20 protein-coding genes are annotated in these 26793 nt (G+C 60.2%); 14 read left to right on the forward strand and 6 right to left on the reverse strand.

Annotated features, from left to right (window positions below; translation table 11 throughout):
• Positions 1-174: 174 nt before the first annotated feature.
• The 3 genes from HKD24_RS04695 to HKD24_RS04705 all read left to right on the forward strand — a co-directional run bounded on the left by HKD24_RS04695 (position 175) and on the right by HKD24_RS04705 (position 4094).
• Entirely contained in the window at positions 175-1773 is a 1599-nt protein-coding gene (locus HKD24_RS04695; RefSeq protein WP_194259228.1) for a putative bifunctional diguanylate cyclase/phosphodiesterase, read from the forward strand.
• A 423-nt stretch (positions 1774-2196) separates the two neighbouring features.
• Positions 2197-3180: a GDP-mannose 4,6-dehydratase gene (locus HKD24_RS04700; RefSeq protein WP_194259229.1), complete on the forward strand. Its 984-nt coding sequence runs from the start codon at positions 2197-2199 to the stop codon at positions 3178-3180.
• A gap of 11 nt (positions 3181-3191) precedes the next feature.
• Positions 3192-4094, forward strand: coding sequence for a GDP-mannose 4,6-dehydratase (locus HKD24_RS04705; protein WP_194259230.1), 903 nt, complete (start codon positions 3192-3194; stop codon positions 4092-4094).
• A gap of 89 nt (positions 4095-4183) precedes the next feature.
• On the opposite strand, the gene HKD24_RS04710 is transcribed toward HKD24_RS04705, so the two are convergent.
• From HKD24_RS04710 to HKD24_RS04725, 4 genes are all read right to left on the reverse strand, one after another.
• Entirely contained in the window at positions 4184-7681 is a 3498-nt protein-coding gene (locus tag HKD24_RS04710) for a glycosyltransferase (protein WP_194259231.1), read from the reverse strand.
• Positions 7669-8757 carry a GHMP family kinase ATP-binding protein gene (locus tag HKD24_RS04715; RefSeq protein ID WP_322783276.1) on the reverse strand — a complete coding sequence of 363 codons (1089 nt, stop codon included), beginning with the start codon at positions 8755-8757 and terminating at the stop codon, positions 7669-7671. Before HKD24_RS04715 ends, HKD24_RS04710 begins: the two co-directional genes overlap by 13 nt.
• Positions 8754-9971 carry an HAD-IIIA family hydrolase gene (locus HKD24_RS04720; RefSeq protein WP_194259232.1) on the reverse strand — a complete coding sequence of 406 codons (1218 nt, stop codon included), beginning with the start codon at positions 9969-9971 and terminating at the stop codon, positions 8754-8756. The genes HKD24_RS04715 and HKD24_RS04720 overlap by 4 nt, the downstream gene beginning before the upstream one ends.
• A 78-nt stretch (positions 9972-10049) precedes the next feature.
• Entirely contained in the window at positions 10050-12221 is a 2172-nt protein-coding gene (locus tag HKD24_RS04725; RefSeq protein WP_194259233.1) for a glycosyltransferase, read from the reverse strand.
• Between the two features lie 290 nt (positions 12222-12511).
• Between HKD24_RS04725 and HKD24_RS04730 the strand changes: the two genes are divergently transcribed.
• The 6 genes from HKD24_RS04730 (at position 12512) to HKD24_RS04755 (ending at position 19519) form a co-directional block, all read left to right on the forward strand.
• On the forward strand, positions 12512-13978 hold the full coding sequence (locus HKD24_RS04730; protein ID WP_194259234.1) for a glycosyltransferase family 4 protein: 1467 nt from the start codon (positions 12512-12514) through the stop codon (positions 13976-13978).
• On the forward strand, positions 13975-15345 hold the full coding sequence (locus HKD24_RS04735) for a glycosyltransferase family 4 protein (RefSeq protein ID WP_194259235.1): 1371 nt from the start codon (positions 13975-13977) through the stop codon (positions 15343-15345). The genes HKD24_RS04730 and HKD24_RS04735 overlap by 4 nt, the downstream gene beginning before the upstream one ends.
• A 46-nt stretch (positions 15346-15391) precedes the next feature.
• Complete coding sequence (locus tag HKD24_RS04740) at positions 15392-16867, forward strand: glycosyltransferase family 4 protein (protein ID WP_194259236.1); 1476 nt, start codon at positions 15392-15394, stop codon at positions 16865-16867.
• 116 nt (positions 16868-16983) lie between these two features.
• Entirely contained in the window at positions 16984-18090 is a 1107-nt protein-coding gene (gene mtnA, locus HKD24_RS04745) for an S-methyl-5-thioribose-1-phosphate isomerase (protein WP_194259237.1), read from the forward strand.
• Between the two features lie 3 nt (positions 18091-18093).
• On the forward strand, positions 18094-18543 hold the full coding sequence (locus HKD24_RS04750; protein WP_194259238.1) for a hypothetical protein: 450 nt from the start codon (positions 18094-18096) through the stop codon (positions 18541-18543).
• A 55-nt stretch (positions 18544-18598) separates the two neighbouring features.
• Positions 18599-19519, forward strand: coding sequence for a DUF2272 domain-containing protein (locus HKD24_RS04755; RefSeq protein WP_194259304.1), 921 nt, complete (start codon positions 18599-18601; stop codon positions 19517-19519).
• On the opposite strand, the gene HKD24_RS04760 is transcribed toward HKD24_RS04755, so the two are convergent.
• Complete coding sequence (locus tag HKD24_RS04760) at positions 19495-19911, reverse strand: rhodanese-like domain-containing protein (protein WP_194259239.1); 417 nt, start codon at positions 19909-19911, stop codon at positions 19495-19497. The genes HKD24_RS04755 and HKD24_RS04760 overlap by 25 nt on opposite strands.
• Before the next feature lie 57 nt (positions 19912-19968).
• Between HKD24_RS04760 and HKD24_RS04765 the strand changes: the two genes are divergently transcribed.
• The 4 genes from HKD24_RS04765 (at position 19969) to HKD24_RS04780 (ending at position 24610) form a co-directional block, all read left to right on the forward strand.
• Positions 19969-21024, forward strand: a complete 1056-nt coding sequence (locus tag HKD24_RS04765; RefSeq protein WP_194259240.1) for a cysteine synthase A — start codon at positions 19969-19971, stop codon at positions 21022-21024.
• A gap of 99 nt (positions 21025-21123) precedes the next feature.
• Entirely contained in the window at positions 21124-21849 is a 726-nt protein-coding gene (locus HKD24_RS04770) for a response regulator (RefSeq protein ID WP_062506969.1), read from the forward strand.
• Between the two features lie 5 nt (positions 21850-21854).
• Positions 21855-23474 carry an ATP-binding protein gene (locus tag HKD24_RS04775; RefSeq protein WP_194259241.1) on the forward strand — a complete coding sequence of 540 codons (1620 nt, stop codon included), beginning with the start codon at positions 21855-21857 and terminating at the stop codon, positions 23472-23474.
• 89 nt (positions 23475-23563) lie between these two features.
• A complete protein-coding gene (locus HKD24_RS04780) occupies positions 23564-24610 on the forward strand; it encodes an aldo/keto reductase (protein WP_194259242.1) in 1047 nt (348 codons plus the stop codon).
• Positions 24611-24659: 49 nt separating this feature from the next.
• Here HKD24_RS04780 and HKD24_RS04785 read toward each other — a convergent pair whose 3' ends face one another.
• Positions 24660-26012: an RsmB/NOP family class I SAM-dependent RNA methyltransferase gene (locus tag HKD24_RS04785; protein ID WP_194259243.1), complete on the reverse strand. Its 1353-nt coding sequence runs from the start codon at positions 26010-26012 to the stop codon at positions 24660-24662.
• A 75-nt stretch (positions 26013-26087) separates the two neighbouring features.
• Here HKD24_RS04785 and HKD24_RS04790 point away from each other — a divergent pair, with 75 nt between their 5' ends.
• Positions 26088-26768 carry a YggS family pyridoxal phosphate-dependent enzyme gene (locus HKD24_RS04790; protein WP_194259244.1) on the forward strand — a complete coding sequence of 227 codons (681 nt, stop codon included), beginning with the start codon at positions 26088-26090 and terminating at the stop codon, positions 26766-26768.
• Positions 26769-26793 lie beyond the last annotated feature (25 nt).

Consider the following 26793-nt stretch of genomic DNA (forward strand, 5'->3'; position numbering starts at 1 on the left):
TTGGAGTGTTTCCTGACTGTCCGACATTTCCAGTTTCTTAACAGAAACCGGGTCATCCTTCCCGCAGACAGAGGGACAGAAACAATCGTGAATATTCCTGGAAAAAGCAGTCAGAAAGGGGGACGATCCTGTGCGGACGACCGCCTTCCGAAGCCTGCGCTCCGGGAAAACGTCATGGCCCTCTTTCCCATTCACCATCTCGCCGATGCCGCCAGCGAAGGGCTGGCCGTTCTGTATCAGGGCCGGATCATCGAGGCCAACAGGCCGCTCCTTTCCTGCATCGGAACCAGTCTGCAGAACTTCCCTGCCCTGCGCGACATCCTTCCCGGCGCTCTCAAGGCCTCACCAGACAACAGTTATCGTCCCGGTGTGCTCAGAACCCTGGAAGGACAGACCCTTCATGTCCAGTTCAGACTAACGCCCCTGCGCCGTCCAGACCAGGATTGCCTGGCCCTGGCCATCATGTTCCCCCATGCCATGGCTGCCCTTTTCGAGGCCTCCGCTCTAGACACCGCGACAAGCCTGTGCGGAAAAGACGAGTTCCGGAAAAGTCTCGCAGCCCTCTTTGGAAACGGCACAATCCGGCAGCCCGCAGGCATCCTCCTGCATGCCAACATCAACCGCTTCCACACGATCAGCGAACGTTACGGTACACTGGTCGCCGGTCAGGTCCTGACTGAACTGGGACAGCGGCTGAGGACGTTCCTGACCGATGACTGTATCATCGCGCGGTTGGACAATGATGAATTCGGTATTTTCTGCCCCTTCCCCTATGCGCATCCGGCTCAGGCGACCCGCTGGGCCCAGATCATCCGCGATGTTTTTCACACGACCCTGTCAGTCGCAGGACACAGGATCCATGTGACGGCCAGTATCGGCTGCTGTGTCATTCCGTTTGATACCTATCGCTTTGAGACGGCATGCCATTACGCCGAACTGGCCCTGAACGAGGCCCGCCGTCTCCAGTCATCAGACTGGGTGAGATTCAATCCGGTCATGCAGGCAGACATCCAGCATCGTTCCGAACTGGAACATGACCTGCAACGCGCGCTTGAGACGAACCAGTTCTTTCTGGAATTTCAGCCGCTCATCTGCCTCAAGACCAATACAGTTGAATGTGTTGAAGCTCTTCTGCGCTGGCAGCATCCTGTAAAAGGAGTGATCTCTCCGAACGAGTTCATCCCTATTGCAGAAGAAAGCGGCCTTATTGTCCCGATCGGCCGCTGGGTTCTGCTTGAGGCCTGCGCACAGGCAAGCAGACTGCCGGAGCATATCAGGGTCGCCGTCAATATTTCTGCCGTCCAATTCCTGCATGATGACATGTATGCTGCCGTGATCCAGACATTGTTCCAGACAGGTCTGGCCGCGAACCGGCTTGAACTTGAACTGACGGAAAGCATCTTTCTTGATGCCGTCCAGCGCAATCTGGAAACCATGAGCAAGATCCGTGCCCTTGGCGTCAAGATCGTCATGGATGATTTCGGGATCGGCTTTTCGAGCCTCAATTACCTGCGGAGTTTCCCGTTCGACCGGATCAAGATCGACCGGTCCTTCATACGGGACATGCTGAACGATCCACAGGCCGAAAGCATCGTCAGCGCCATCATGACACTGGGCCACGCCATGTCGATGGAGGTGGTCGCCGAAGGTGTGGAAACTGCTGCACAACTCGATATGCTGCGCCATACGTCCTGCAGTACGGCACAAGGTTTCCTGATGGGACGTCCCGCTCCGCTTGCCGATCTGACGGCTCTTCCGGGCATGAACGGCTAGAAAATCCCAGCCTGACAGGCTTCACAGTTTGGCGTTGCGTTCCTGCGCCAGACGTTCACGTCGAAGAACACGCCGTGTCTCACGCAACAGACGGTATTTCTCCACCGCACTGCTCTTTTTCAGACACCCTTCCGGACCTTGCAGTCCTGCTGCCGCCTTCCCTGTCATACGGGGTGAAGAAACATATGTTTTTACGCAGGACGCCATCATTTCCTTCCCGTCGCATGAACTGATACGGACTGTAACATATGATGAAGATCGGACTCATCAATTATTTTCCGGGATCAGAAAAATGGGCCACAGGCCTGAAATCGGGAGAATTTCGCGCATTGACCATCCTTCTCAAGAAGGTTTAACCCGATACACATCAAGCGGGCCAAGTGACGGTCGCAACTCTCCACCGAACCGGACTCAGAGATAATCATGCCTACAGCTCTCATCACAGGAATTACTGGCCAGGACGGAGCCTATCTCAGCCAGCTCCTTCTCAAAAAAGGCTATCGCGTTGTGGGTCTGCTGAGACGTTCCGCCTCTGCAGACGTCATTGGTGAGAGACTGAGATGGCTCGGCATTCTTGATGATGTAGAACTCGTTGACGGCAATCTGACGGATTTGTCCTCCCTGATCCGGGTTGTAGAGACAGTCAACCCAGACGAAATCTACAATCTTGCGGCCCAGAGCTTTGTTGCAGCATCCTGGCAGCAGCCTCTCCTGACCGGAAACGTGACGGGTATCGGGGCAGTCAATGTTCTGGAAGCCGCCCGTATCGTCCAGAGTAATGCCCGGTTCTACCAGGCCTCTTCTTCAGAAATGTATGGCCTGATCCAGGAACCGGTACAGAACGAAAAAACCCCGTTCTATCCGCGGTCGCCCTATGCCGTCGCCAAGCTGTATGCGCACTGGATGACGGTCAATTACCGCGAGAGCTTCGGCATGCATGCCTCCTCCGGTATTCTGTTCAATCACGAAAGCCCGCTCCGCGGCATCGAGTTCGTAACGCGCAAGGTTACGGACGGTGTGGCACGTATCAAGCTGGGTCTTGCAAACGAACTGGCTCTCGGAAACCTCGATGCAACCCGCGACTGGGGCCACGCCCGTGACTATGTCCGGGCAATGTACCTCATGCTCCAGCAGGAAAAGCCGGACGATTACGTCGTCGCCACCGGCCGGACCACCAGCATTCGCGATCTGTGCCGCATTGCATTTTCCGTCGCCGGTCTGAACTACGAAGACTACGTCGTGACCAACCCCGCCTTCCTGCGTCCTGCCGAAGTGGAAGTCCTGCTGGGCGACGCCACCAAAGCGAAGACCATCCTTGGCTGGGAGCCCGAGACCACCCTTGAGGGCATGATCGCGGAAATGGTCGAAGCTGATCTCGCCCGCCATTCCAGATACCAAAACTCATAAGCGGCCGGATCGTGCGTCTACTGATCACGGGTCTTGGCGGCTTTGTCGGGCAACACCTGAAGTCCCGGCTTGAGATGCGCTTTCCCGATTGCGAGATCCTGCCGGGCATTCCTGACATCAGGGATGCCCGCGCGGTCAATGACAGCATCGCAGATGGCCGGCCGGAATGCTGCATCCACCTCGCAGCCATTTCGACCATCGGAAAAGCCCGGCAGTCGCCCGATGATACCTGGGCCGTCAATCTGCAGGGCACGCTCAACCTAGCGCGTGCCATGCTGCAACATGTCCCGGACGGTACGTTTCTCTTCGCTTCTACAGCGGAGGCCTATGGCACGACGTTCCAGCGCAACACTCCCCTTGATGAGAACGCCGTCCTTTCGCCAGCCAACACTTATGCTGCCACCAAAGCTGCTGCCGACCTGGCTCTGGGCGCCATGGCGCGGGACGGATTACGGACCATCCGGATGCGTCCCTTTAATCATACGGGCCCTGGCCAGTCCCCGGATTTTGTCGTCCCGGCATTCGCCTCGCAGATTGCACGAATTGCAAAAGGTCAGCAGAAGCCTCAGATCCATGTGGGCAATCTTGATGCCGAGCGGGACTTTCTGGACGTCAGAGACGTCTGCGATGCTTATCTGGACGTTGTGGAACATCGCCTGTCTCTTCAGCCAGGCGCGATCTTCAACGTCTGTTCCGGACAGACCCGCTCCATCCGTTCCATTCTGGATAATTTGCTGCGTCTGAGTGGTGTGCAAGCGGAAATTACGATCGACCCTGCCCGGCTGCGTCCTTCAGACATCCCTGTTGCCGCCGGAGATGCATCACGTTTCAGAACTGCGCTGGGCTGGACGCCCCGGATTTCATGGAACCAGACGCTGAACGATATCTACGAAGATCGTCTGAAGTCCGTTTAAGCCAACTTCGATCTTTCGGCTTTCAGGACAGGAAACCAGTTCCGGATTTACCAGAACCGGTTTCTCTCGTTCCGTAATGACGGGAAGATCTAGAGCTTGCGGGCTTCAAGAACCCACAGTTCTTTCTGGTCATATGCCGGCATCGCCACCTTGTGCGACGAAACGTGCAATCCGGTCTGGCGCAGCTCACCTGCTTCCATCGTCGGATCGTCCATAACCGTCAGAATATAACGGCCACCGGTCTTGAGAAGCTCGTGCGCTCTGGACGGTGCGAGCCTGCTGTCATCTGCCGCCAGCAGCAGATCCAGACTGCCCGGTCGAAGCGACTTTTCTCCCATCCCGTCAGCGTGACTGTATCCCCTGAGCCTAGACAACTCGGAAGAGAGAGCTTCCGAATTGTCCAGTTCATGGATGTGCAGGTCCTGAAGATAAAAAAGGGCCTCATGCACCGTATTGACGCGCTGGCGACGCCACGGCGTTATCATGGCCTGTGCTACGGCCCCGACACGATTATCCGCCCCACAGTTCAGGCAGTAGATCCCCTTTCTCCAGTCATCGCGCGCCTGTTTTTCCTGACGCGGCCGACTTCCACAAACTGAACAGACGCCATCACCCAGAACATTCTGCAAGATCTGCCGGGCACGGCTGGCGGAAAAGCGCGTCCGGACCACATTGGCACCGGAACGGATCAAGGTATGGCAAAGGCTTTCGTCATCCAGCAGACGGTTGACCGCATCCGCGATCCCTGTGGACGTATCCGCAATCAGGGCTTCTTCCCCGTCGACAAGCTGGATACCTTCATTACCGCAGGACGTTGTCACAACCGGAATACCGGCCTGCAGGGACGTCACGATCTTGCCCTTTACGCCGGCACCATAGCGCAGCGGATTGACCGACACCCTGGCATGCTCGAAGTAGGGTTCCAGTTCCGGCACGAAACCCGTGACCTTGATGCGTTCACCCGCCAAGGCCTTTACGCTGTCAGGCGGCACATTACCGACAATCCAGAGTGTGCTGTCAGGATGTGTTTTCCAGACCAGAGGCATGATTTCCTGCCCAAGCCACAACGCAGCATCCACATTCGGCGTGTGATCAAAGCCACCGACGAAGATCAGGTCCTTCCTGTTCCCGAAATCAGCCGGAGCATCGACCAAGTCCGTATCCCCAAACAGGTAAGGCGGAACCACGGTCACATTCGCGTAGGGGACTTCTTCGAGAATATCCTGCTTTTCTTCCCCACTCGGCGTCAGAACGTGATCGACAACATCAAAAATCTTGAGCTCCAGAGGTTTGAGACGCTGTGATTCCTGCAGCGCCCAGATGCTTCCCTCCAGCTCGTAACGTCTCATCTCACGCAGATAGTGCAGATCGTGCGTATAATAGAGAATTGTCGCGCCCGTATGCTTGCGCAGCAATGGCAGGATCGGGAACGTTACATCCGGACGCGCCGTCCAGATGAAATCAACATGAAGTCCGTATGTGCACAGCCAGTAATCAAGACGATCCGGCGCACAGAGGACTTCGACGCCCATCTGCTGCAAAGCGCTCGTATAGGGTTCAAGCGGCTTTCCATCCTGAGGCGCGTAAATGACCCGCAGTCCCAGTTCCCGCATCAGTCGCAGATACTGAAAGAGCGTTACTGCGCCTGCATGCTTGTCGTATTCCGGCACCTTGTCATCAATAACCAGAATGATGCCGCGTGAAGACGGCCGCTCACGACTGAGAAACGACGCCATGTCCGGTGCAGGCTGGGTTGCCAGAAGCGTCTGCCACTTGCGGCAGAATGTCGCATGGTTTTTCAGGGTCTGCCGGTCGCGGACTTCTGTTCCGTAAGACGCGCTGCCGTGATGAAACACTTCGCTGGCAGGCTGATAAACAACACGATACCCCGCATCGCGGATACTTGTCGCCAGATCAAACTCTTCATAGAAAGCCGGGGCATAACGACTGTCGAACCCTGCCATTTCTTCAAACAGGCGCCGCCGCACAAGGAAACAGGCCCCCGTTACGACATCGACATCACGAACATAATTGTAGCAGCCCCGGTCAGGCCGGTCATTCTTGCCGAACGGATCTCCCCAGCCCGTGCCGTAAATGATGCCGCCCGCTTCCTGAACAGTGCCATTACCATTCAGCAGCTTGCAGCCGACAACACCGACCCGCGTGTCTGAATTCATGACGGACATCAGAGGTGCCAGCCAGTTCTTGCAGACCGTCGTATCGTTATTCAGGAACAGTATTTCGCGCCCACTGGCCTGACGTGCAGCAGTATTGCTGTTGGCCAGAAAGCCGAGATTTTCCTTGTTGATGATCAGTTTTGCACCATGAAGCCCAAGCTTTCTGGCAATCGGCCGTGCAGGCCGGTCATCCGCAATAATGACCTCATAAGCGGTTTTCCGCGTCATTAACATAACGGACGCCAGACAGCGCCAGGTGTCATAATAATGACCGTACACCGGAATGATGATTGAAACTTCCGGGTTCTTTTCTTCAGGAAAAGTCAGGGTAAATGGCAGGGCAAGCTGCGGGTCTGCAAAGCGCTCCATATGCAGCGAGCAGGGCACGCCTTTTGCACAGCGCGCCTCCCGCAGATAGTGAGCCAGTGCGCCGAACTCGACCGAACCAGGATTGCGGGCGGCATACCAGGCGGGATCAAACAGAGGATGCGGCCAGAAATTGGCCTGTTCACCATCCGATGCATAATGGGCCAGCGGATTGACGCCGTCCTTCAGAGCGGCCGCATATTCCTCCTGATAGGCCACCGGATCGAAAACAGCATTCGGCTTCAGACCGCCCTGCGGATCGCTGGCGAGAAAATGCTCGAGAGGGGTCTGCCGCTCCGCAATTTTTCCCGCCTGTCTGGAATAAAATGCCGTATCGAATAACGGATGGGGATCAGGCGTCCCGCGTCCGTTATGCGTGATATAATGCACAAGCGGATTAACAGTAGCTTCTACTGGCAGGGCGGACATGTACCAGCTGCTGCTGAACAGGGGATGCGGGTCCAGTCCCTGTGCCGCGCCGGTCCAGTAATAATGCGCGACCAGATCCGTGTCCGGCTGCAAGAGATGCGCATAGCGCGTGCGATACCAGTCCGCATCAAACAGCGCAGAGTCCCTGAGCAGGCCAATCCCGCGCTTTGCACCCTGCCGCACCTGCACACGGGACCACAGACGCATGGTCAGCGTCCAGTAGGCCAGCTTGGCGGCACGACGCATGTGCTTGGCAAAAGTCGGATGACGGCTTGCAATCGCCCGGACACGCCGCCCCACTCTCCATGCCGTGGACTGCAGAAGGATGCGGTGCTCGCTCTGGATCTGCTCAAGCTGACGGCGGAGGTCGGCGTTCGTCACGGAAAGCGCCTGCATGTCCTCATCGGCTCGCGGGACATTTGCGACGATCTGTTCGAGATGACGTGCGTGCTCTTCACACTGATACGCACGATGCATGGCATGGCCCAGCTGATCTTCGATCAGCGTGCGGACATGCTTTTCCACCTTTGCTTCACTGAGCCGCCATCCGGTCTTCACACCTGCTTCCGGTTCCTGCGGCGTCGGGACTGCTGTCTTTTCGTTCAGCTCAGCCATGTCTCGGCTCCTTCCGCAACAAGATGCACGCCACTGGCCTGCGCGCCTGAGGTATTCAGACTTCGGATGACCTGTACACGCCGGTCAGGTGGAACAATGAACATCATGAAGCCACCGCCTCCCGCACCCGAGACCTTCCCGCCAATCGCCCCGTCCTTCATGGCCTGGGTATAGAGCGATTCAATCAGCGGATTGGAAATGCCACGTGCCGTGCTCTTTTTCGCTTTCCAGGAGCGATTGAGAATTTCAGCCATCTGCACGACATTGCCCTGCAACAGCGCATTCTTCATGTCATGGGCGTCCTGCTTGAGACGATGCATGTTGCGCATGGTCTCTTCCGTCACCTGAATCAGGCCCGAACGCTGCTCCGCAATAATGTCGGCAGAAGCCCGAGAGACGCCGGTAAACGCAATGACAAGCGAGGTCTCGACCTCGTTTCTTATCCCGTCCGAAATCCGGAGCGGGTTCACAATCACACGGTCATCGGCGAGAAACTCGATGAAATTCGTGCCGCCGAATGTTCCTGCATACTGGTCCTGCTTGCCACCCTGCAAACCAAGATCCACACGCTCGATTTCGTAGGCCAGATGAGCCACGTCATAAGGGCCGAGCGGCAGATGCAGCAGCCTGACAAAGGCCTCCACAAGCGCCACAACCAGCGCGGAAGACGACCCAAGTCCTGAACCAGGAGGCGCATCCACAAAGGACGTGATGCGCCACGGCTCTACCGGCACATTGAAGCGGCGGCTGATCCCCACCAGAACGCCGGCATGAAGCTTCAAATTGGCCTGTTTCGGCACATCTTCATTGATCTGATCGACTGCAAATGCCTCATCCAGTTCCACATCTGGTGCGACGAAATGCACACAGCCGTCCTGGGAGCGCTCAATGAACGCATAGGCATAGCGGTCAATCGTCGTGTTGAGCACGGCACCGCCAAAATCGTCACAATACGGACTGAGATCCGTTCCACCGCCTGCAAGTCCAAGGCGCAACGGAACACGCGCACGAACAACGTCCCGCGTCCCGATAACAGAGCGCGCATGGGACGGGCGGGTATGAAACTCGATGTTCACGGAAAGTCTTTCGTTTTAGAGATCAGCTCGGCAAGAGATGCAGGCCCCACCAGGATACCCCTGATGCCTGCGGCAGACGCGGCCTGCATGTCTGAAGGCTGATCACCATACAGCACGCAGTGTTCGGGCTTTATTTCCCAGCGTTTGAGAAGATCCAGGATCATGCCGGGTTCCGGCTTCCGGTCTGGACTATGCCCACGGTACTGCGGGAGTTTGGCGTCCGGATGGATCGGACAGTACCGCCAGTCCTCGATCGTGCCGCCATGTTCACGGACAGTCTCGATTACCCAGTCCATGAGTTGTGTCAGATCGGCTTCGGAGTAAAACCCGCGGGCGATCCCAGACTGGTTCGTCACAACAAACACATGATGGCCGCTATCGGTCATGCGCGCGATGGCCGAAAGTACGCCATCCTCCCACTCAAACCGCTCGCGTGTTCCGACCCAGCCGTGATCCCGGTTGATAACGCCGTCCCGGTCAAGGAAAACCGCAGGCCGCAGAAGGACTTCAGGCAGTTCCTGACCAGCCGCAACCAGATCATCGGGAAGTCCGATATCCCGGAAATATCCGGTCAGGCACACACCGCGCAGTGCCTTCTCCTGCGCCAGTTTGGGAAGAACATCCTGTTCCAGGGAGCAGTTCGGCGTCAGGTGATCAAAGACCGAGTGGTCGAACAGGTAGATCCCGCTGTTGATAAGCCCTGACCGACCAGCCTGCTCCGCCTTGGGATGAAAGGACGCAACACATTCCCCGTCACTTTCCAGACGGACCTCACCATAGCGGTCCAGATCGTCAACTTCGCGCAGCAGCATCCAGTTTCCGCTGCGGGCCCTGGAGAGAAAACGCGAGAGATTGCAGGAAAATATGGAATCCCCATTACACAGGAGAAACCGCTCCTGCAGGTGTTCCCGCGCATGATAGAGCGCACCACCTGTGCCGGCCCGGAAAGGCTCGACACTGATCGTGATCTTCGCAGGCTTCGGCAGAAAGAGACGGATCTGTTCAACAGCCCGCTCGATTTCATGCGAAAGATGCCCTGCCAGAAGGACGAATTCCTCCACACCGAAGCGCTGCATTTCGCGCATCAGCCAGGCAAGAAACGGCCTGTCTCCACAGGTCATGAGCGGCTTGGGAAGCGACTGCGTCAGCGCGCCCAGCCGTGTCCCCAGACCGCCTACAAGAATGGCGCACTGCCGCACTGTTACACCGCTCATGGCAGCCACCTTTTCGGGCCGTCACAGGGAAGCGGCAGTATGGAAAAAAACATTCTCATCACTTCAGAAATCAGACAGTCACAGTTCGGCAGAGCGCAGTCCCCGGGTGGCGGGGCCCGATCTTATATAAGCAGGACGCTGCCGCCACGCTTTTTTCACCCGCGGAGGAGTGGCCAGAATCAGGTCGTGATCTGTCGCCAGGAGATTGTCATTGAGGAACGGATCCTGGGTCATGACCTTCTCCCATTTCTGAAGCAGCCGCCCGACATCCATGCAGGCATCAAGGATATTACGGGGAGAATAATCCCGCCCTCTCGTGCCGCCATCGACATGCATCAGTGACGCATGTGGCGTCCACATCACCCGCAGCCCGCGCTGACGAACCCGCAGGCAGAATTCCACGTCATTGCAGGTCAACGGGAAGCTTTCATCAAACCCGCCAAGTTCGGTGAACACAGTCCGGGAAACCAGCATACATGCACCCGTGACAGCCATCAGGTCACGGGCCAGAACCAGCTGCCCCAGATATCCCGGATTATCGTCATGTGCACCGCGCAGGATATGTTTGGCTCCCTTGGGAGTCATCACCATCCCGGCATGCTGGATCGTCTCATCTGCATAGAAAAGACGCGCCCCGACAACGCCTACCTTGTCCTGGCTGATCTGGCGCACCATTTCCGTCAGCCAGTCGGCCTCAAGGATTTCGGTATCGTCGTTCAGAAACAGCAGCAGGTCTCCACGAGCCTGCCGAGCCATGCGGTTATTGATGGCTGACCAGTTGAACGGCTCGGCAATCCGCGTCACCGAGACACGGTCATCGCGATCAAGCCGCCGCAGAAGTTCAAGCATTTCCGGCCGCGTACTGCCATTATCGGCCAGAAGAACCTCAAAACGCGGATAATCCGTCACGTTCAGAAGACTGGAAACACACCGCGCCAGGAAAATGTCCTTGTTCTTCGTCGGGATAATAATCGACACAAGAGGAACATCTGCCGGCAGGGGAGCGACAAACCGCGGCCAGACATTGCCGCCAATATAGACGTCCTCAAGCGTGCAGCCGGGACGACTGTTCTGAAGATGCCGCAAAGCCACGCGCCGGATTTCAGGATGCTGCGCCGTTGTGCGCACCAGCGGAAATGTCAGCGGCAGACCCGGCATCCGCCCGCGATGGAACAGAACACGGGACAGATGGCAGATCCGGGATGATTCCAGTCCCTCCGTAATCCTGAGCACCAGATCGTAGCGCGTGAAAGCGCCAACGTCTTCGCGGATACCACCTGCAGCGAGCGCAACATCCTTGCGGAACATCGCAAGCTGACCCACCACGTCACCGGCATAGATCAGCTCCGGACTCCACGCCGTCTTGAAGCATGCGGCACAGCGCTGTCCGTCACTGCCCAGACGATCTTCATCGCAATAGATCAGCGCAAGTCCAGGCTTGTCCTCAACAGCCACCGCGAATTCATAAAGAGCCGTCGCGGCAAGCTGGTCACCCGGCTCCAGGAACCCGAAAAAGGTCCCGTCGGCCTTCATCATGGCCTGCTGCCAGCGTTCTTCCACGCCCATATAGGATGGAACTTCCACCCCCACGATCCCTGGAACCCGCTTGATGACTTTCTGCAGGCATTGCTGTGTCCCTGCCTGCAGATCATCAGGATAGACCGCGATCAGCGTCCACTCCGGATAGATCTGGTTTTCCAGCGACGCGACCGTCTCCTCAAACAGGTCGATACGGTGGTGATTGACCTGGATCAGAAGAGAAAAACGAGTCCGGGACTTCATTCCGTTATCAATATGACGACCAATGGTCAGACGTTCCGTCGTCGAGATACGATCGTAACGCAGGAGCCATGCCCGGTAAGCCAGATCATCCTGTGGAGACGCACCATCGGGATAGAGCAGACCGAAAAGATCCGTCCTCGTCCTGGCCTCATCAGAACCTGCCACTACAACCAGCGCATCACCCCGATTCGGGGTGGAAAGAAGGTTTGCCTCACCCTGGGGATCCGGATCCCGGCCCAGTCCATTGCGGTACAGGAATGTAACATACTCCCTGTCGCAGACATCTTCCGCGCCGTGCAACTGCCGGAACTCCGCGGAACCCGCGATGGCATGTGCCACATCACGGAACGTTGCTCCGTTTTCCAGCAGAGTCGCAAAATGCGTTATTGCAGAGAGCTCGGGACGCCGTCCAAGACCTGCCCGAAACAATTGAACAATATCGGCGACTTTTTCGGCAGGAAATGGCATGGCAATAATGATTCTCAATAATAGGTTACCAAGATACAGACTGAGATAATCAGTCACATCCAAGAAGAGTCTGTCATATAATCTCCCGAACTTCTACCATCCCGCGAAAAAACAGTTCCCGGAACTGGTCTTTTCCAAAAGGACATTCGGGTCATTTTTCCCGCCAGGACATGCCAGGTCATGTTCGCAACGCCCTTGCCGGGACGGGGTCAGTCATTCTAGACAGGCCCAACAACGAAATCCTGACCTCCCCTCCCCTTCGTCGGTTATTTTGAAGTTGGCTTGGACATATGAGTAAAGACTACACCATCTGGATCGACGTCGAGGATATCTTCCAATATTTCCAGAACAATTCCCGTCCAAGTGGAATACAACGCCTCGTCTTTGAAATATTGTGCGTTATCCGCAAGCAGGCCGCTGCAAGACCTGACATTGGCCGCATTGTTCTGACGCGCCGCGCGCAGGAAGACGGGTCCGAAAACCATCTGCCGACATCCGTTTCCTTCGAGGAACTCGAGGCGCTTTTTGCCGCGCGTACGGAAGAAAAGAACGTCTCCGGCACCATCCTCCAGCCGGACGCCCGGCCCTCCCGTGGTCCGCTCGTCCAGCGTCTCCGCCATAGCGTAATCCGGCGTCTGGAAAGCCTGCCCCCCGAACTGGCACGCCCTCTCCTGAACATAGCCGTCAACCAGTTGCGTGCGATCAGGCTGCTCCGGCGCTATATCCGCACGCGCACCAGCCGCAGGACACATTTCAATCCTGCTCCCACGCCCCAGGCGCCCGTTGCTTCGTCTGCATCCGCAGCCTCTTCGACGCTTACACCAAAGACAGGCGATATCTTCCTGATCCTTGGCGCGGCCTGGTCCGAGCCGGATTTTGGCGATCGTCTGGCCCATATGCGCAAGACATACGGCGTCCAGCCCGTTCTGCTGCTCTATGATCTCATTCCGGCTGTCCGTCCGGAATGGTGTGCCCTGTCCCTGATCCGGGACTTCCGTCACTGGCTCGACACGACGCTTCCCCAGTGCGGGCGCCTCCTGGCCATCAGCCATGCAACGGCTGACAGTGTCGAAACCTATGCACGCCAGCAGCGGCTGAAGCTGTCTGCCCCGGTCCAGACAATCCCGATCGGAAGCGGCTTCGGACCTCCGAGGCTGATCAACGGGGAACGCCCGAGAGGCCTGCCCGCAAAAGACAGCTATGTCCTGTTCGTCTCGACCATCGAGGCGCGCAAGAACCATCTTCTTGCGTTCCGCATCTGGCGTCGCCTTGTTGCCGACCTGCCGCGCGATCAGGTTCCGACCCTCGTCTTCGCCGGTCGTGTCGGATGGCTCGTCTCCGACCTGATGCAGCAGCTCGAAAATACGGAATGGCTTCGCGGCAAGATCCGTCTTCTGCAGAACCCGACAGATGATGAACTCGCCCATCTCTATGATGGCTGCATGTTCACGCTGTTCCCCTCTCTTTATGAGGGCTGGGGCCTTCCCGTGACGGAAAGCCTCGTGAACGGCCGTCCCTGCATTGCCTCGAACTCGACATCCATTCCCGAGGCCGGCGGCCCGCTGACCCGCTATTTCGACCCTGAAAATCTTGATGAAGCCTACCGGGTCGTCCGGGACACGATCGAGGACCGTCCCGGCCTGAAAAAATGGCAGGAAGAGGTGCGTACCGAATTCAAACCCGTCCCCTGGGAACGGAGCGCGGACGCAATTCTCGATGCCTGTCATGCTGCCTATCTGAACAGACAGACATCATGATCTTCTGGATCGACATTGATGATCTGATGTTTCATCTGCTCCATCACGGACGGCCCAGCGGCATCCAGCGCGTGGTGTTCGAAATTGGAGCAGCCCTGCGTGCGCTGTACGGCAATAACGTCCAGTTCGTGCATCGTGGTTCCAATCCGGCAGATCCCCGAGATTTCCGGACCCTTGACTGGACCATGGTTGAAGCGGCGTTCCGTCACATCATGGGAAATGCCGGCTCCAGTTCCGCGAGTACCGCAAAATCCGTGCCGGTCACGCCGCAGGCGGCAGGTGACATCGCCTCGAACGCTGCCCTTTCGACATTTTTCGAGTCCGAGAGCCGCGTTCTGAGCGAGTTGGGAGACCTGACCAGAATCCTTGGTCGGATGGGTCTTGACGCCGTGCGGAACCGGGTGACGAAACGCCGCTCCCAGACGCCCCGGATGGAATTTGCGGAAGGCACAAAACTGGCCGACGCTGCCAGCCCCGGCGATGTCTTCCTGACACTGGGCGCCCCCTGGCATCATCGTCATTACATCCACACCATCCGCTGGATGCGTGACGATCTGAGGATGCGTTTCGGGCTCCTGATGCACGATCTCGTTCCGATCCGCTGCCCGGAATGGTGCGATCGCGGCATCATCACGACATTCAAGTCCTGGCATCAGGCCATTCTGCCGCTCGCCGATGTGATCTTTGCGAACAGCCAGGCCACGGCGCGGGATGTGGAAAGCTACCTGAAAGAACAGGGCATCGACACGCCCGTTCAGGCCATCCCGCTGGGCACAGGCTTCGGCCTTGCCGAGACCGCCACGGCCTCCGAAGCCCTGGTGGACGAACCCTATGCCCTGTTCGTCTCAACCATCGAGGCCCGCAAGAACCACGCCCTCCTCTTCCGTGTCTGGCGGCAGCTGCTCGAGGACATGCCGGCTGAGCAGGTTCCAACCCTGGTCTTTGCCGGTCGCGAGGGATGGCTCGTCTCCGACCTCATGCAGCAGCTGGAAAACTCCCGCTGGCTGAATGGCAAGATCCGTTTCATCCAGAACCCCACGGATGGAGAACTGCGCCGCCTCTATGCCGATTGCAGTTTCACGCTCTTTCCATCCTTCTTCGAAGGCTGGGGTCTGCCGGTCACGGAAAGCCTCTCGATGGGACGCCCCTGCATCGCTTCGAACACGACCTCTATCCCCGAAGCCGGGGGAAGCCTTGGGCGGTATTTCAATCCCTGCAGTCTGAAAGAGGCCTACACCGTCATCCGACAGACCATCGAGGACCCCGAAGGCCTTACCGCATGGACGCAGCAGGTCCGTACGGAGTTCAAACCCAGGCCATGGACCGAAAGCGCAAAGACAATTCTCACGGCTTTCGAACCCGTCTGATCCGTTTCCTTCCCTCCTGCCCCATGTTCTAACAGCAGTAAGACCGATGACGCTCTGGATCGATATTGACGACCTGCTCACCTACCTGGCTCATCACAGCCGTCCCAGTGGCATCCAGCGCGTCGTCTACGAAATATCTGGCGCCCTGCATCACCTTGGCGGGGGGACAGTCCGTTTTGTCCGGCGCGGAGAGAACTGGCGGGATCTGCGCGTCGTCGACTGGTCTTTCGCACAGGCCCTCTTTGACCGCATGACCTTCACGCCGGTGGACAGGAAAAGCCCCGAGAGGGCTCCGGCCGCTCAGACTCCTGACGAGCCGGAGACCGAAGCCTCAGGCCTTTCGTCGCAGCTGCCGGCTTTCGTCGTACCTGCGTCCGATAGCACCGTCTCCAACGACAGTCTGCTGGGTGAACTGCTCCAGATCCAGAAGGGGACCCTGAAGCAGGCCCTGAGTGTTCCGGGTGGTTTTGTCCGGGTCACCGAACGTCATGTCTCGACATCCCTCAAACGCAGTCGCGATATCTGGCAGACAAAGCGCGACCAGCGCAAAGAACAGGCTGCGCAGAAGAAAGCTCAGCAGACACGGATTGTCCTTCCGCCCGGCGCACCGCTGACGGAAGCAGCAGGTCCCGGCGATATCTTCCTCACGCTGGGTGCGCCCTGGCATCATGCCGATTATGCGACCATGGTCCGCTGGATACGGGACGTTCTGCGGATGTCCTATGGTCTGCTCATGTATGATCTGGTTCCGATCCGTCACCCCGAGTGGTGCACACGCGACATGATCCAGGATTATACGGACTGGCATCAGGCCATTCTGCCGCTCGCTGACCGGATTTTCGCCATCAGCCAGGCCACGGCGCGGGACGTGGAGAGCTATCTGAAAGAACAGGGCATCGACACGCCCGTTCAGGCCATCCCGCTGGGCACAGGTTTCGGCCTTGCCGAGACCGCCACGGCCTCCGAAGCTCTCGTGGACGAACCCTACGCCCTGTTCGTCTCGACCATCGAGGCCCGCAAGAACCATGCCCTCCTCTTCCGCGTCTGGCGGCAGCTGCTCGAGGACATGCCGGCTGAGCAGGTTCCAACCCTGGTCTTTGCCGGACGCGAGGGATGGCTCGTCTCCGATCTCATGCAGCAGCTGGAAAACTCCCGCTGGCTGAATGGCAAGATCCGTTTCATCCAGAACCTCACGGATGGCGAACTGCGCCGCCTTTATGCCGATTGCAGTTTCACGCTCTTCCCGTCCTTCTTCGAAGGCTGGGGCCTGCCGGTTACGGAAAGCCTCTCGATGGGACGCCCCTGCATCGCCTCGAACACGACCTCTATCCCCGAAGCCGGGGGAAGCCTGGGACGGTATTTCAATCCCTGCAGTCTGAAAGAGGCCTATACCGTCATCCGACAGACCATCGAGGATCCCGAAGGCCTTACCGCATGGACGCAGCAGGTCCGTACGGAGTTCAAACCCAGACCATGGACCGAAAGCGCAAAGACAATTCTGGCAACGCTCGAAACACTCTGAGCAGGGTTTTTCTGACACTCCGGGACTGTTTGCTGTCCGGGGCCTTGAGTTGAGGCCCCGGATCACGCACATGCAGAGGCATCCCCGCCGCCTGGTCCCGACAAGGAGCGTCACACTTGAAAATCAACGGCATTTCCTATCGCAGCCTCTGGCGCCCGTCCGATGACGATCGCAGCATCCGGATCTTCGACCAGACCCGCTTTCCCTGGAACGTGGAGATCCTGGAACTCCGGGACGCAGACGCCGTCGCCGAAGCCATTACCACCATGCAGGTCCGCGGAGCACCGCTGATCGGAGCCGTCGCGGCCTATGGTCTGGTTTTCGCGCTGCAGGATGACGCCTCCGACGAAGCACTGGACAAGGCAGCGGCTTTCCTGATCGCCACCCGCCCGACGGCCATCAATCTGCGCTGGGCCATCGAGCGCATGGTCGCACATCTCAAGGCCGTTCCCGCAGATGAACGCGTCGCCGCAGGTTACGCTGAAGCCGATGCGATCTGCGACGAAGACGTACAGACCAACGAAGCCATCGGCCGTCACGGGCTGGAACTGATCCGTGAGATCTGGGAGCGCAAGGGCAAACAGGGACAGGTAAACCTGCTGACGCATTGCAATGCCGGCTGGATCGCGACCGTGGACTGGGGCACGGCCCTCGCCCCGATTTACATGGCCCATGACGAGGGCATCCCCGTGCATGTCTGGGTGGACGAAACACGCCCCCGCAATCAGGGCAGCCTCCTGACCGCATGGGAGCTCGGCAGCCATGGCGTGCCGCATACCGTCATCGCCGACAATGCCGGTGGCCATTACATGCAGGCCGGGCGTGTGGACATGGTCATCGTCGGCACCGACCGCGTGACTGCTCAGGGCGATGTCGCCAACAAGATCGGCACGTATCTCAAGGCGCTGGCGGCCCATGACAACAATGTCCCGTTCTGGGTGGCGCTACCGTCCTCGACGATCGACTGGCGTGTGCGCGACGGCGTGAAGGACATCCCGATCGAGGAGCGCAGCGCGGATGAAGTCCTGTTCATGACGGGGCTCGACAGCAACGGGGAAGCCGGCCGCGTCCGGATCGCTCCGCTCAACAGCCCGGCAGCCAACCCGGCCTTTGACGTCACGCCCGCACGCCTCATGACGGGTCTCATCACCGAACGCGGCCGCTGTGATGCATCCGAGGCCGGGCTGCAGTCCCTCTTTCCCGAGCAGACGAAAGCCCACTGAGGAGTGTCCTCCTGCCAGGACCTGGACTGCGCAACACCACCTCCTGTTCCGGTCTCCGTGGAACCGCCTGCGGCCTTCCTTCCGATGTGGTTCTGCATCATACGGGGCTTCCTGATGGCCAACGTCATTGCCGGAATGGTCGCGAGCGTTTTTCTTCCCGGTATCGGGCTCGGCGCTGGCATGGCCCTGTCCAGCCCGGACAACGAGCCGCTTTTCGGATGGTGCCTGCTTTTCTATCTCCTGCTCCTGCCGGTCATCTGCACCGTGACAGCCATCCTTCTCTTCAGGGCGGCGTCCCCCTCCCGGATGCGGATGATCGTGAACACGCTGGTTTCGACAGTTCTGCTCGGCATCTGGTTCCTTCCCACGGGCGTGTCACTGCTTGATAAAGCCTGTACGAAAATCATGGCGACCCATGCGGGCAGCCATGCCCCTCTGAGCGCCCGTCCTTGACGCCCCGGTCGTCTTGGCCCTTCATTCAGCCTGGGAAACAGATCCCCCAACGAGGATAACAGTGCCAGATTCGCATATTTTCAGGCGAGCAGCTGCTACGGCCGCCCTGCTCGCACTGGCTGGATGTTCCAGCCAGCAGAGTGTCCGCCCGTACCCGGCCCGCACGCCGAACGCCCAGTATGCGAACGGAACCACTGGTCCGGTGGGCTATGACAGCCATGTCCCGGATTTCGCCACCCGCAATTTCGAACCGTTCAACCGGCAGGATGTCGCCGCCATTGCCCTGCGCGAATGGCGGATGTTCGGCTCACCCGTCTCGGACGATGATCCCGAAGACCGCCCAGAACCCACCGATGCCGCACTCAAACCCGAACGCCTCCCCGGCCTGTGGCAGCGCGTTGGCGAATACTGGTGGATCGGACAGGATCCGTACGAGACGGAAGTCGGCTGGACGGGCAAGACGGACTCCCAGGGCACACGCTTCGAGATCGAGCATGATGGCCATTACGCCTGGTCCGCGGCTTTCATTTCCTATGTGATGCGGGTCGCCGGAGCCAATGACCGCTTCCCGTATTCGCCCAATCACTCGACCTACATCAACGCCGCCGCCAGCGGACAGTCCAGCGGCGTTACGGCGCATGATCCGGGGACCTATGCCCCGAAGATCGGCGACCTGATCTGCGTCGGCCGCGGCCGCAGCAAGACCGTCACCTTTTCCATGCTGCCCACCAGCTACGGCTTTCCGGCCCATTGCGGCATCGTCTCCGCCACGAACCAGAACGCCCAGCCCTTCGGTCATGAGCTGAGCATCGTGGGCGGTAACGTGGATGATGCCGTGGCCCTCACCCATGTTCCCACGGACGCCAACGGCATGATCGCCGATGGTTCAGGCCACAGCTATGACAGCCGCTATCCCTGGTGCGCCGTGCTGGAAGTCCATTACGACGCGGATCAGGAACCCGACAGCGGCATGTGAGTGGATGGCAGGCCGCTGGCACGCCAGCCCTTGTCCGGACCATGCTGGTCCTCGAATCCGTCCACGATATTGCTGACATCCGCATAACCGGCATTTTCCGCCAGAACTGCGGCATGATGTGACCGCATCCCCGACCGGCACAGGAACAGCAGCGGAGTCTGCTGGTCGGGAACAGCCTCGACCAGAGCTTCCACGAACTCCCGCTGCCGGTCCGGCTGCCAGGTCAGACACAGGAGCGGCGCCGTCATTGCCGATGCATCCGGCAGCCCCACATGTACCCATTCCGGCCGGGTTCGGACATCCACGAGAATGGGAACAGGCGCTTCCGGAGCCTGATTTTCGGGTTCTTTTTCAAGCATGTCCCATGCCTGTCTTGCCGTCAGAACCTTCATGCTCTTCCTCATCCTTCCAAAACGCGTTCTATAATTCACCCAGCACAGGAGTGAACTATGACTGACATCTCCCCGAACCGCCAAACCGTCTCCCCGGCCACCACGCCTGGATGGCAGACCACTTCCCCGGGCATGACCGCCGCAATCGGGGGCACACCCCTGATCCGCCTCAGACGCGCCTCCGAGGAAACGGGCTGCGACATCTACGGCAAGGCCGAGTTCATGAACCCGGGCGGCTCGGTCAAGGACCGTGCAGCCCTGGCCATCATCGAGAACGCTCTGAAGACCGGCGCCCTCAAGACCGGCGGAACCGTCGTGGAAGGCACGGCCGGCAATACGGGCATCGGCCTCACACTGGTCGCCCATGCTGTCGGCTGCAAGGCCGTGATCGTCGTGCCGGAAACACAGAGCCGCGAGAAACTGGACTTCCTGCGCATGATCGGCGCGGATCTGCGTCTCGTTCCCGCCAAGCCGTATCGCGATCCGGGAAACTATGTCCATGTCTCGCGCCGTCTGGCCGAAGAGATCGGCGGATTCTGGGCCAACCAGTTTGACAACACCGCCAACCGCGAAGGCCACCGCGCCACCACGGCCCGCGAGATCTGGGAACAGACGGGCGGCAACGTCGATGCATTCACCTGCGCCTGCGGCACCGGCGGCACACTCGCCGGCACTGCGCTCGGCCTGCGCGATCAGGCCAAGGCCGCAGGAAAAGCGGCCCCGCGCATCGTTCTCGCCGATCCAGAAGGCTCCGCGCTCTACGGCTGGGTCAAGTCCAACGACCTCACCGCCACCGGCAACTCCATCACCGAAGGCATCGGTCAGGGCCGTGTGACGGCGAATCTCGAAGGCTCTCACCCCGACGACGCCGAACGCATCCCCGACGCCGAAGCGCTGGAGCAGATTTTCTCCCTGACATCGGAAGAAGGCCTCTCCGTCGGCGGTTCGTCCGGCATCAATGTCGCCGCCGCGATCCGGACAGCACGCAGGCTCGGTCCCGGACATACGATTGTTACAATTCTGTGCGACGGTGGCGCCCGATATCAGTCCAAGCTGTTCAACCCGGAGTTCCTGCGTGCGAAAAACCTGCCTGTTCCCCCCTGGCTGGCATAACATCGCTCCCATCCACACCCTGTCCGGAAACGTCGTTTTCCGGACAGACGGCATGAGCAGTCCGAACGCGGTCACAGCATTCCCGAAAGGCCTCTGGTCATGAGCACGGAAACCCTGCCCCATCTTCTGGTCGTGGATGATGACCGCGAAATTCGCGAACTGCTGAGCCAGTTCCTCGAGCGCAACCATTTCCGCGTCACGGCCGCTCGTGACGCCCGCGAGGCTCGCAAGGCCTGGGCTAACGGGCATTACCAGCTCGTGGTGCTGGACCTGATGCTGCCCGGTGAAAGCGGCCTTGAAGTCGCGCGCTGGCTGCGCTCGCAGGACAACGTCCCCATCATCATGCTCACCGCCATGAGCGATGAAACCGACCGTATCATCGGCCTCGAATTCGGTGCGGACGATTATGTCGCCAAGCCATTCAACCCTCGCGAACTCCTCGCCCGCATCCGCGCCGTCCTGCGCCGGACGGTCGATGTCGAGGACAAGCGTCAGGCCTCCGACACCCGCAAGATCCATTTCGCCGGCTGGTGCCTCGACCCCGTGCGTCGCCGTCTGCTGAATCCGGACGGTGCCGAAGTCTCCCTCACGGGCGGCGAGTACGACCTGCTCATGGCCCTGCTGGAGCGTGCCAACCGCGTCCTGACGCGTGACATGCTGCTCGAACTGCTCCGCGGCCGTCAGGCCGGACCGTTCGACCGCGCCATCGACGTCGCCATCAGCCGCCTGCGCCGCAAGCTCGAGGATGACGGCCGCAATGCACAGGTCATCAAGACGGTCCGTGGCGGTGGCTACGTGCTCGCAGCGGAAGTGGAGCGTCTCTGAACCCGATGCACATCCTGCCACGCTCTCTCGTCGCCCGGACCAGCCTGCTGCTGATCGTGGGCCTTGCGGTCGTGGAAGCGGCGGGGCTCGGAATCCACGCGCTGGACCGCTTCGATCTGGAAGAACGCAGTCAGGTCCATGAAGAACAGGTTCAGGTCTTTTCGATCTATCGCACGGTCGCGGAAGCCAAACCCGCCGACCGACACGATGCGATCGACGACCTGCACATCCCCTCCAACGTCACGGTGCTGCTGATCAAGGAGCCGGACCCGCTGATCGAGGGGCATGAAATCCCGTTCCCGGCGATGGCATCGCCGTCTTTCCTGCACCGCCTGCATGACGATCCATCAGGCCATGAGGGCTTTCCGCCTCCCGGTCCGATGGATCCGGGCATGCCGCGTCCCGGCCCCGATATGGGAGGCCCGGGCTTCCCCGGCCCGATGGGACCACCTGGGGGGCCACTGGGCGGCCCACCGGGCGGACCGGAGTTCCACTTTCCTCCCGAACATCCCGATGGCGAACATCCGGATGCCGAGCACCTGAACGGAGAGCCACGCTTTCCCGGCACCATACGCCGCCGCGACATGCCGCCCTTCATGCGCTGGGCGCTCCTGCCGTCCTCGCTCTATCCGCGCAAGGTCCTGATCGGGCAGAAAATGCGCACGCATTCGACCTCGATCCTCCTGCCGGACCGGGACTGCTGGCTCGTGGTACGTTTCGTCACCCCCCTGCCCAATCCGTTCGGCTCCCCAACCTTCATGATCGCCTTCCTCGTCATGTCGATTGCCGGGAGTGCGATGATCGTCTGGGCCACACAGCGCCTGATCGCGCCTGTCAGAACGCTGGCCAATGCCGCCGAAGCTTTGGGCCGGGACGTCCATACAGCCGCCCTGCCCGAGAACGGCCCCTCCGAAATCCGCCGCGCCGCCATCGCCTTCAACACGATGGCCCTGCGCATCCGCCGTTTCGTGACGGACCGCACGCTCATGCTGACCGCCATCGGCCATGACCTGCGCACGCCCATCACACGCCTGAAGCTCCGCGCCGAATTCATTGACGACGAGGAACTGCGCAACAAGGTCCTGGCCGATCTCGACGAGATGGAAGCCATGGTCTCCGCCACGCTGGCCTTCGGGCGGGACAGCGCGTCCGCCGAACCCATCGTCTCGCTCGACCTGCGCGCCCTGCTCCAGACCATCATGGACGAGGCGGCCGAAAGCCTGCCGGACAAGGCCGACGACCTGTTCTACGAGCCACCCCATGTCCCCGTCCGGATCAAGGCCCGTTCGGTGGCGCTCAAACGGGCCCTAAACAACCTGATCCTCAATGCCCTGAAATATGGTGGCAACGCACATGTCACGCTCATTCCCGCCACCCATCCGGGCGAGAAGGGCAACGTGGTCAAGATCCTGATCGAAGATAACGGCCCCGGCCTGCCCGAAAGTGAGCTGGACCGCGTGTTCGAGCCCTTCGTCCGCATCGAAAGCAGCCGCAACCGCGAAACCGGCGGCAGCGGTCTGGGCCTCTCAATCGCCCGCACCATCCTGCACGGTCAGGGCGGCAATGTCCGCCTCGAAAACCGGCCGAGCGGTGGGTTGCGCGTTATCGTAACACTGGCCCCGTAACCCCGGTCCGGACAGGCCCGCACCTTGATCAATGGTGACGGGCCTTCCATGCTGGGGGCTTCTCCCCATTTTCTGATCAGGTCTTTCTTATGAAACAGCGTGAACTTGGCCGCACCGGCATTGCCGTCAGCGAAATCTGCCTCGGCACCATGACCTTCGGTCAGCAGAACACCGAAGCCGAAGGCCACGCCCAGCTCGACATGGCGCTGGACCACGGCATCAACTTCATCGATACGGCCGAACTCTATTCCATCCCGCCCCGCGCCGAGACGCAGGGCTCAACCGAAACGATCATCGGAAGCTGGCTGAAAGCCCGCGGTGGCCGTGACCGCCTCGTCATCGCCAGCAAGGTCGTCGGACGCACCGCCATGCCGTGGTTCCGGCCCGATGGCGAGGAAGCCCGCCTGATCCCGCGCCAGATCCGCTACGCCCTCGAAGGCTCCCTGCGCCGCCTTGGCACGGACTACATCGACCTCTATCAGCTCCACTGGCCGGACCGGAAAATCGGCCTGTTCGGCGCAGGCGGCACGACTTTCCGCGATCTGCCGGAAGAAACCTCCGTCCCCATCGAAGAAACGCTCGGTGTCCTCGGCGACCTCGTGACCGAAGGCAAGATCCGCCATGTCGGCCTCTCCAACGAGACGGCCTGGGGTGTCTCGAAGTTTCTGGAAGTCTCCCGCACCGGTCTGCCCCGCGTGGCGTCCATCCAGAACGCCTACAACCTGATCAACCGGACGTTCGAGATCGGGCTGGCGGAAATGGCGCTTCAGGAGAAGGTCGGGCTGCTGGCTTACTCGCCGCTGGCTCAGGGCTATCTGACCGGAAAGTATCTCAACGGCGCCCGTCCTGCTGGCGCACGCACCACATTGTTCGATCGTGGCCAGCGCTACCAGAAGCCCGGCGTTGATGAAGCCGTCACGGCCTATCACGCTCTCGCCCGCGAGGAAGGGATCGACCCCGTCCAAATCGCCATCGCCTTCGTGACCTCACGGCCCTTCGTGACGTCCAACATCATCGGCGCCACCAGCCTGGACCAGCTCCGCACCATCCTCGGCGCGGAAAGCGTGACCATCACGCCCGAGCTGGAAGAGAAGATCAACGCCATCCATCAGGTCCATTCCAACCCCGCTCCCTGAGGCGGAGCATCCGGCATCGGGGCTTATGCGCCCCTGATGCCGGGCGACATCAGACCTTGATCAGTCGCGCGGCAAAAAATCCGTCCATGCCGCCAAGCTCGCTCCACAGACCCGGATGGGTGCGGAACATCCCATCCCAGGTCCGCGCAACAGCCATATCGGCCAGCTCGGCTTCCGAGAACGGATCGAACTTCCAGCTACCACGCGCAATCGCGGCCTTGATCCGCTCCGGACCTTCCTCGTCCTGAAGCGAGCATACGGCGTAAAGCAGGACGCCGCCCGGTTTGAGCATCTCGTGTGCCGCGTCGATCAGCGCATCCTGACCTTCCGCCAGTGCCGTCACATCGCGCGGCCGCTTGATCCACAGCACATCCGGATGGCGCCGCAGTGTCCCTGTCGCGGAACACGGCGCATCGAGCAGAACCATGTCCACCGGCGTTTGCGGACGCCATGTCGCAGCATCCGCCACGACCGTCTTCGCCGAAAGCTTCAGACGCGCAATGTTTTCTTCAAGCCGCTTGGCCCGCGCTTCCTCACGCTCGACCGCCACGACCTGCGCACCCGCCGTCGCAAGCTGCGCCGTCTTGCCGCCCGGCGCCGCGCAGAGATCCACGACGGTCTTGCCCGCCACGTCTCCCATGAGCTTCACCGGCATCGTCGCAGCCACATCCTGCGCCCAGAACGCGCCGTCCTCGAACCCTTCCAGAGCCGTGATCCGCGTGCCGGCCGGATAACGGACGGAGCCGGTTGGCAGCACCTCGCCACCTTCCGGCGCAACAGCCCCCGGACGCAGCGTCAGATCCAGCGGCGCCTCACGATGCAGGCCGCGCGAAATCGCCCGCGCCCGCTTGCCCCATGCGCTCCACAGCCAGGGCGGCACATCCAGCCGGTCCTCGTCCAGACCCTCCAGCAGATCATGCCCTTCCCGCGACACACGCCGCAGCACCGCATTGGCCAGCCCCGCAAACGGTGCAAGACCACGACGACGCAGCAGATCCACGATCGTCCCCACAGCCGCATGAGGCGGCGTTTCCAGATGCAGCAGCTGCGCCACCCCCATGAGCAGCGCACAGCGCACCGGCTCGGGCGGCTCGCGTCGCAGCATCGGCTGAAGCAGTTCGGTCATGCTGCCCAGATGACGCAGGGTGGTCGCTGCCAGACGATGGGCGGACGCACGGTCACGCGGATCCATCGGTCCCGCACGATCCAGCGTCGTCTCCAGCATCCGGCGATGCTCGACCACACCGCAAACGATATCGAACGCCAGATCCCGCGTCGGATCCGGCGCGGGACGGCGCTCCTGCGTCCTGCCCTGCGAAGGGCCCCGCGAACGGCGTGAACCACCGCTCCGGTTTCCGGAGGCTGGATTACGGGGCGACGGATTGGAAGGCTTCTGGGTCATGACTGGCTATCGGTCTCTCGCATCCTGCCGAAATCGCATCTTGCGGCCACGGACGCAATGGCGTCTTCTCCAGACATGTCCGATCTTATTGCCCAGAACCTCGCCACCATCCGTCACCGCATCGCCCAGGCCTGCGAAAAGGCCGGACGTGCAGAGACGGATGTCTCCCTCGTCGCCGTCAGCAAGTTCCACCCGATCGAGAGCGTTGAAGCCGCCCTGAAAGCCGGCCAGCGCCTGTTTGGCGAGAACCGCGTGCAGGAAGCGGCCTCCAAGTTTCCGGAACTCCGCAAAAGCTTCCCGGACCTGCGCCTGCACATCATCGGCGGCCTGCAGACCAACAAGGCCACCGATGCCTGCCAGATCGCCGACATGATCGAAAGCCTCGACCGCCCGTCCCTGTCCGATGCCATCGAGAAGGGCGTACAGAAGGCCGGTCGCCTTCCCGAGCTTCTCGTTCAGGTCAATACGGGCGACGAACCGCAGAAATCCGGTGTTCCGCGCGAAGAGGCTGATGCTTTCATCGAAGCCTCGCTCGAAAGATTCGGAGCGAAGATCCGCGGCCTGATGTGCATTCCCCCCGAAGACGAAGACCCTGCCCCCCATTTCCGTCTGCTGCGCGACATGAGCGAGCGGCACGGCCTGCCAGTGCTCTCGATGGGAATGTCCGCTGATTTTGAAACCGCCATTGCCGAAAATGCGACGCTGGTCCGGGTCGGGACCGCCATTTTCGGAGCCCGCCCCGCGCCACAATCCTGACACGCGGCTTGCGTCCGCCGCAGAA

It is taken from the genome of Gluconobacter vitians (genome assembly GCF_015244565.1).
Lineage (GTDB): Bacteria > Pseudomonadota > Alphaproteobacteria > Acetobacterales > Acetobacteraceae > Gluconobacter > Gluconobacter vitians.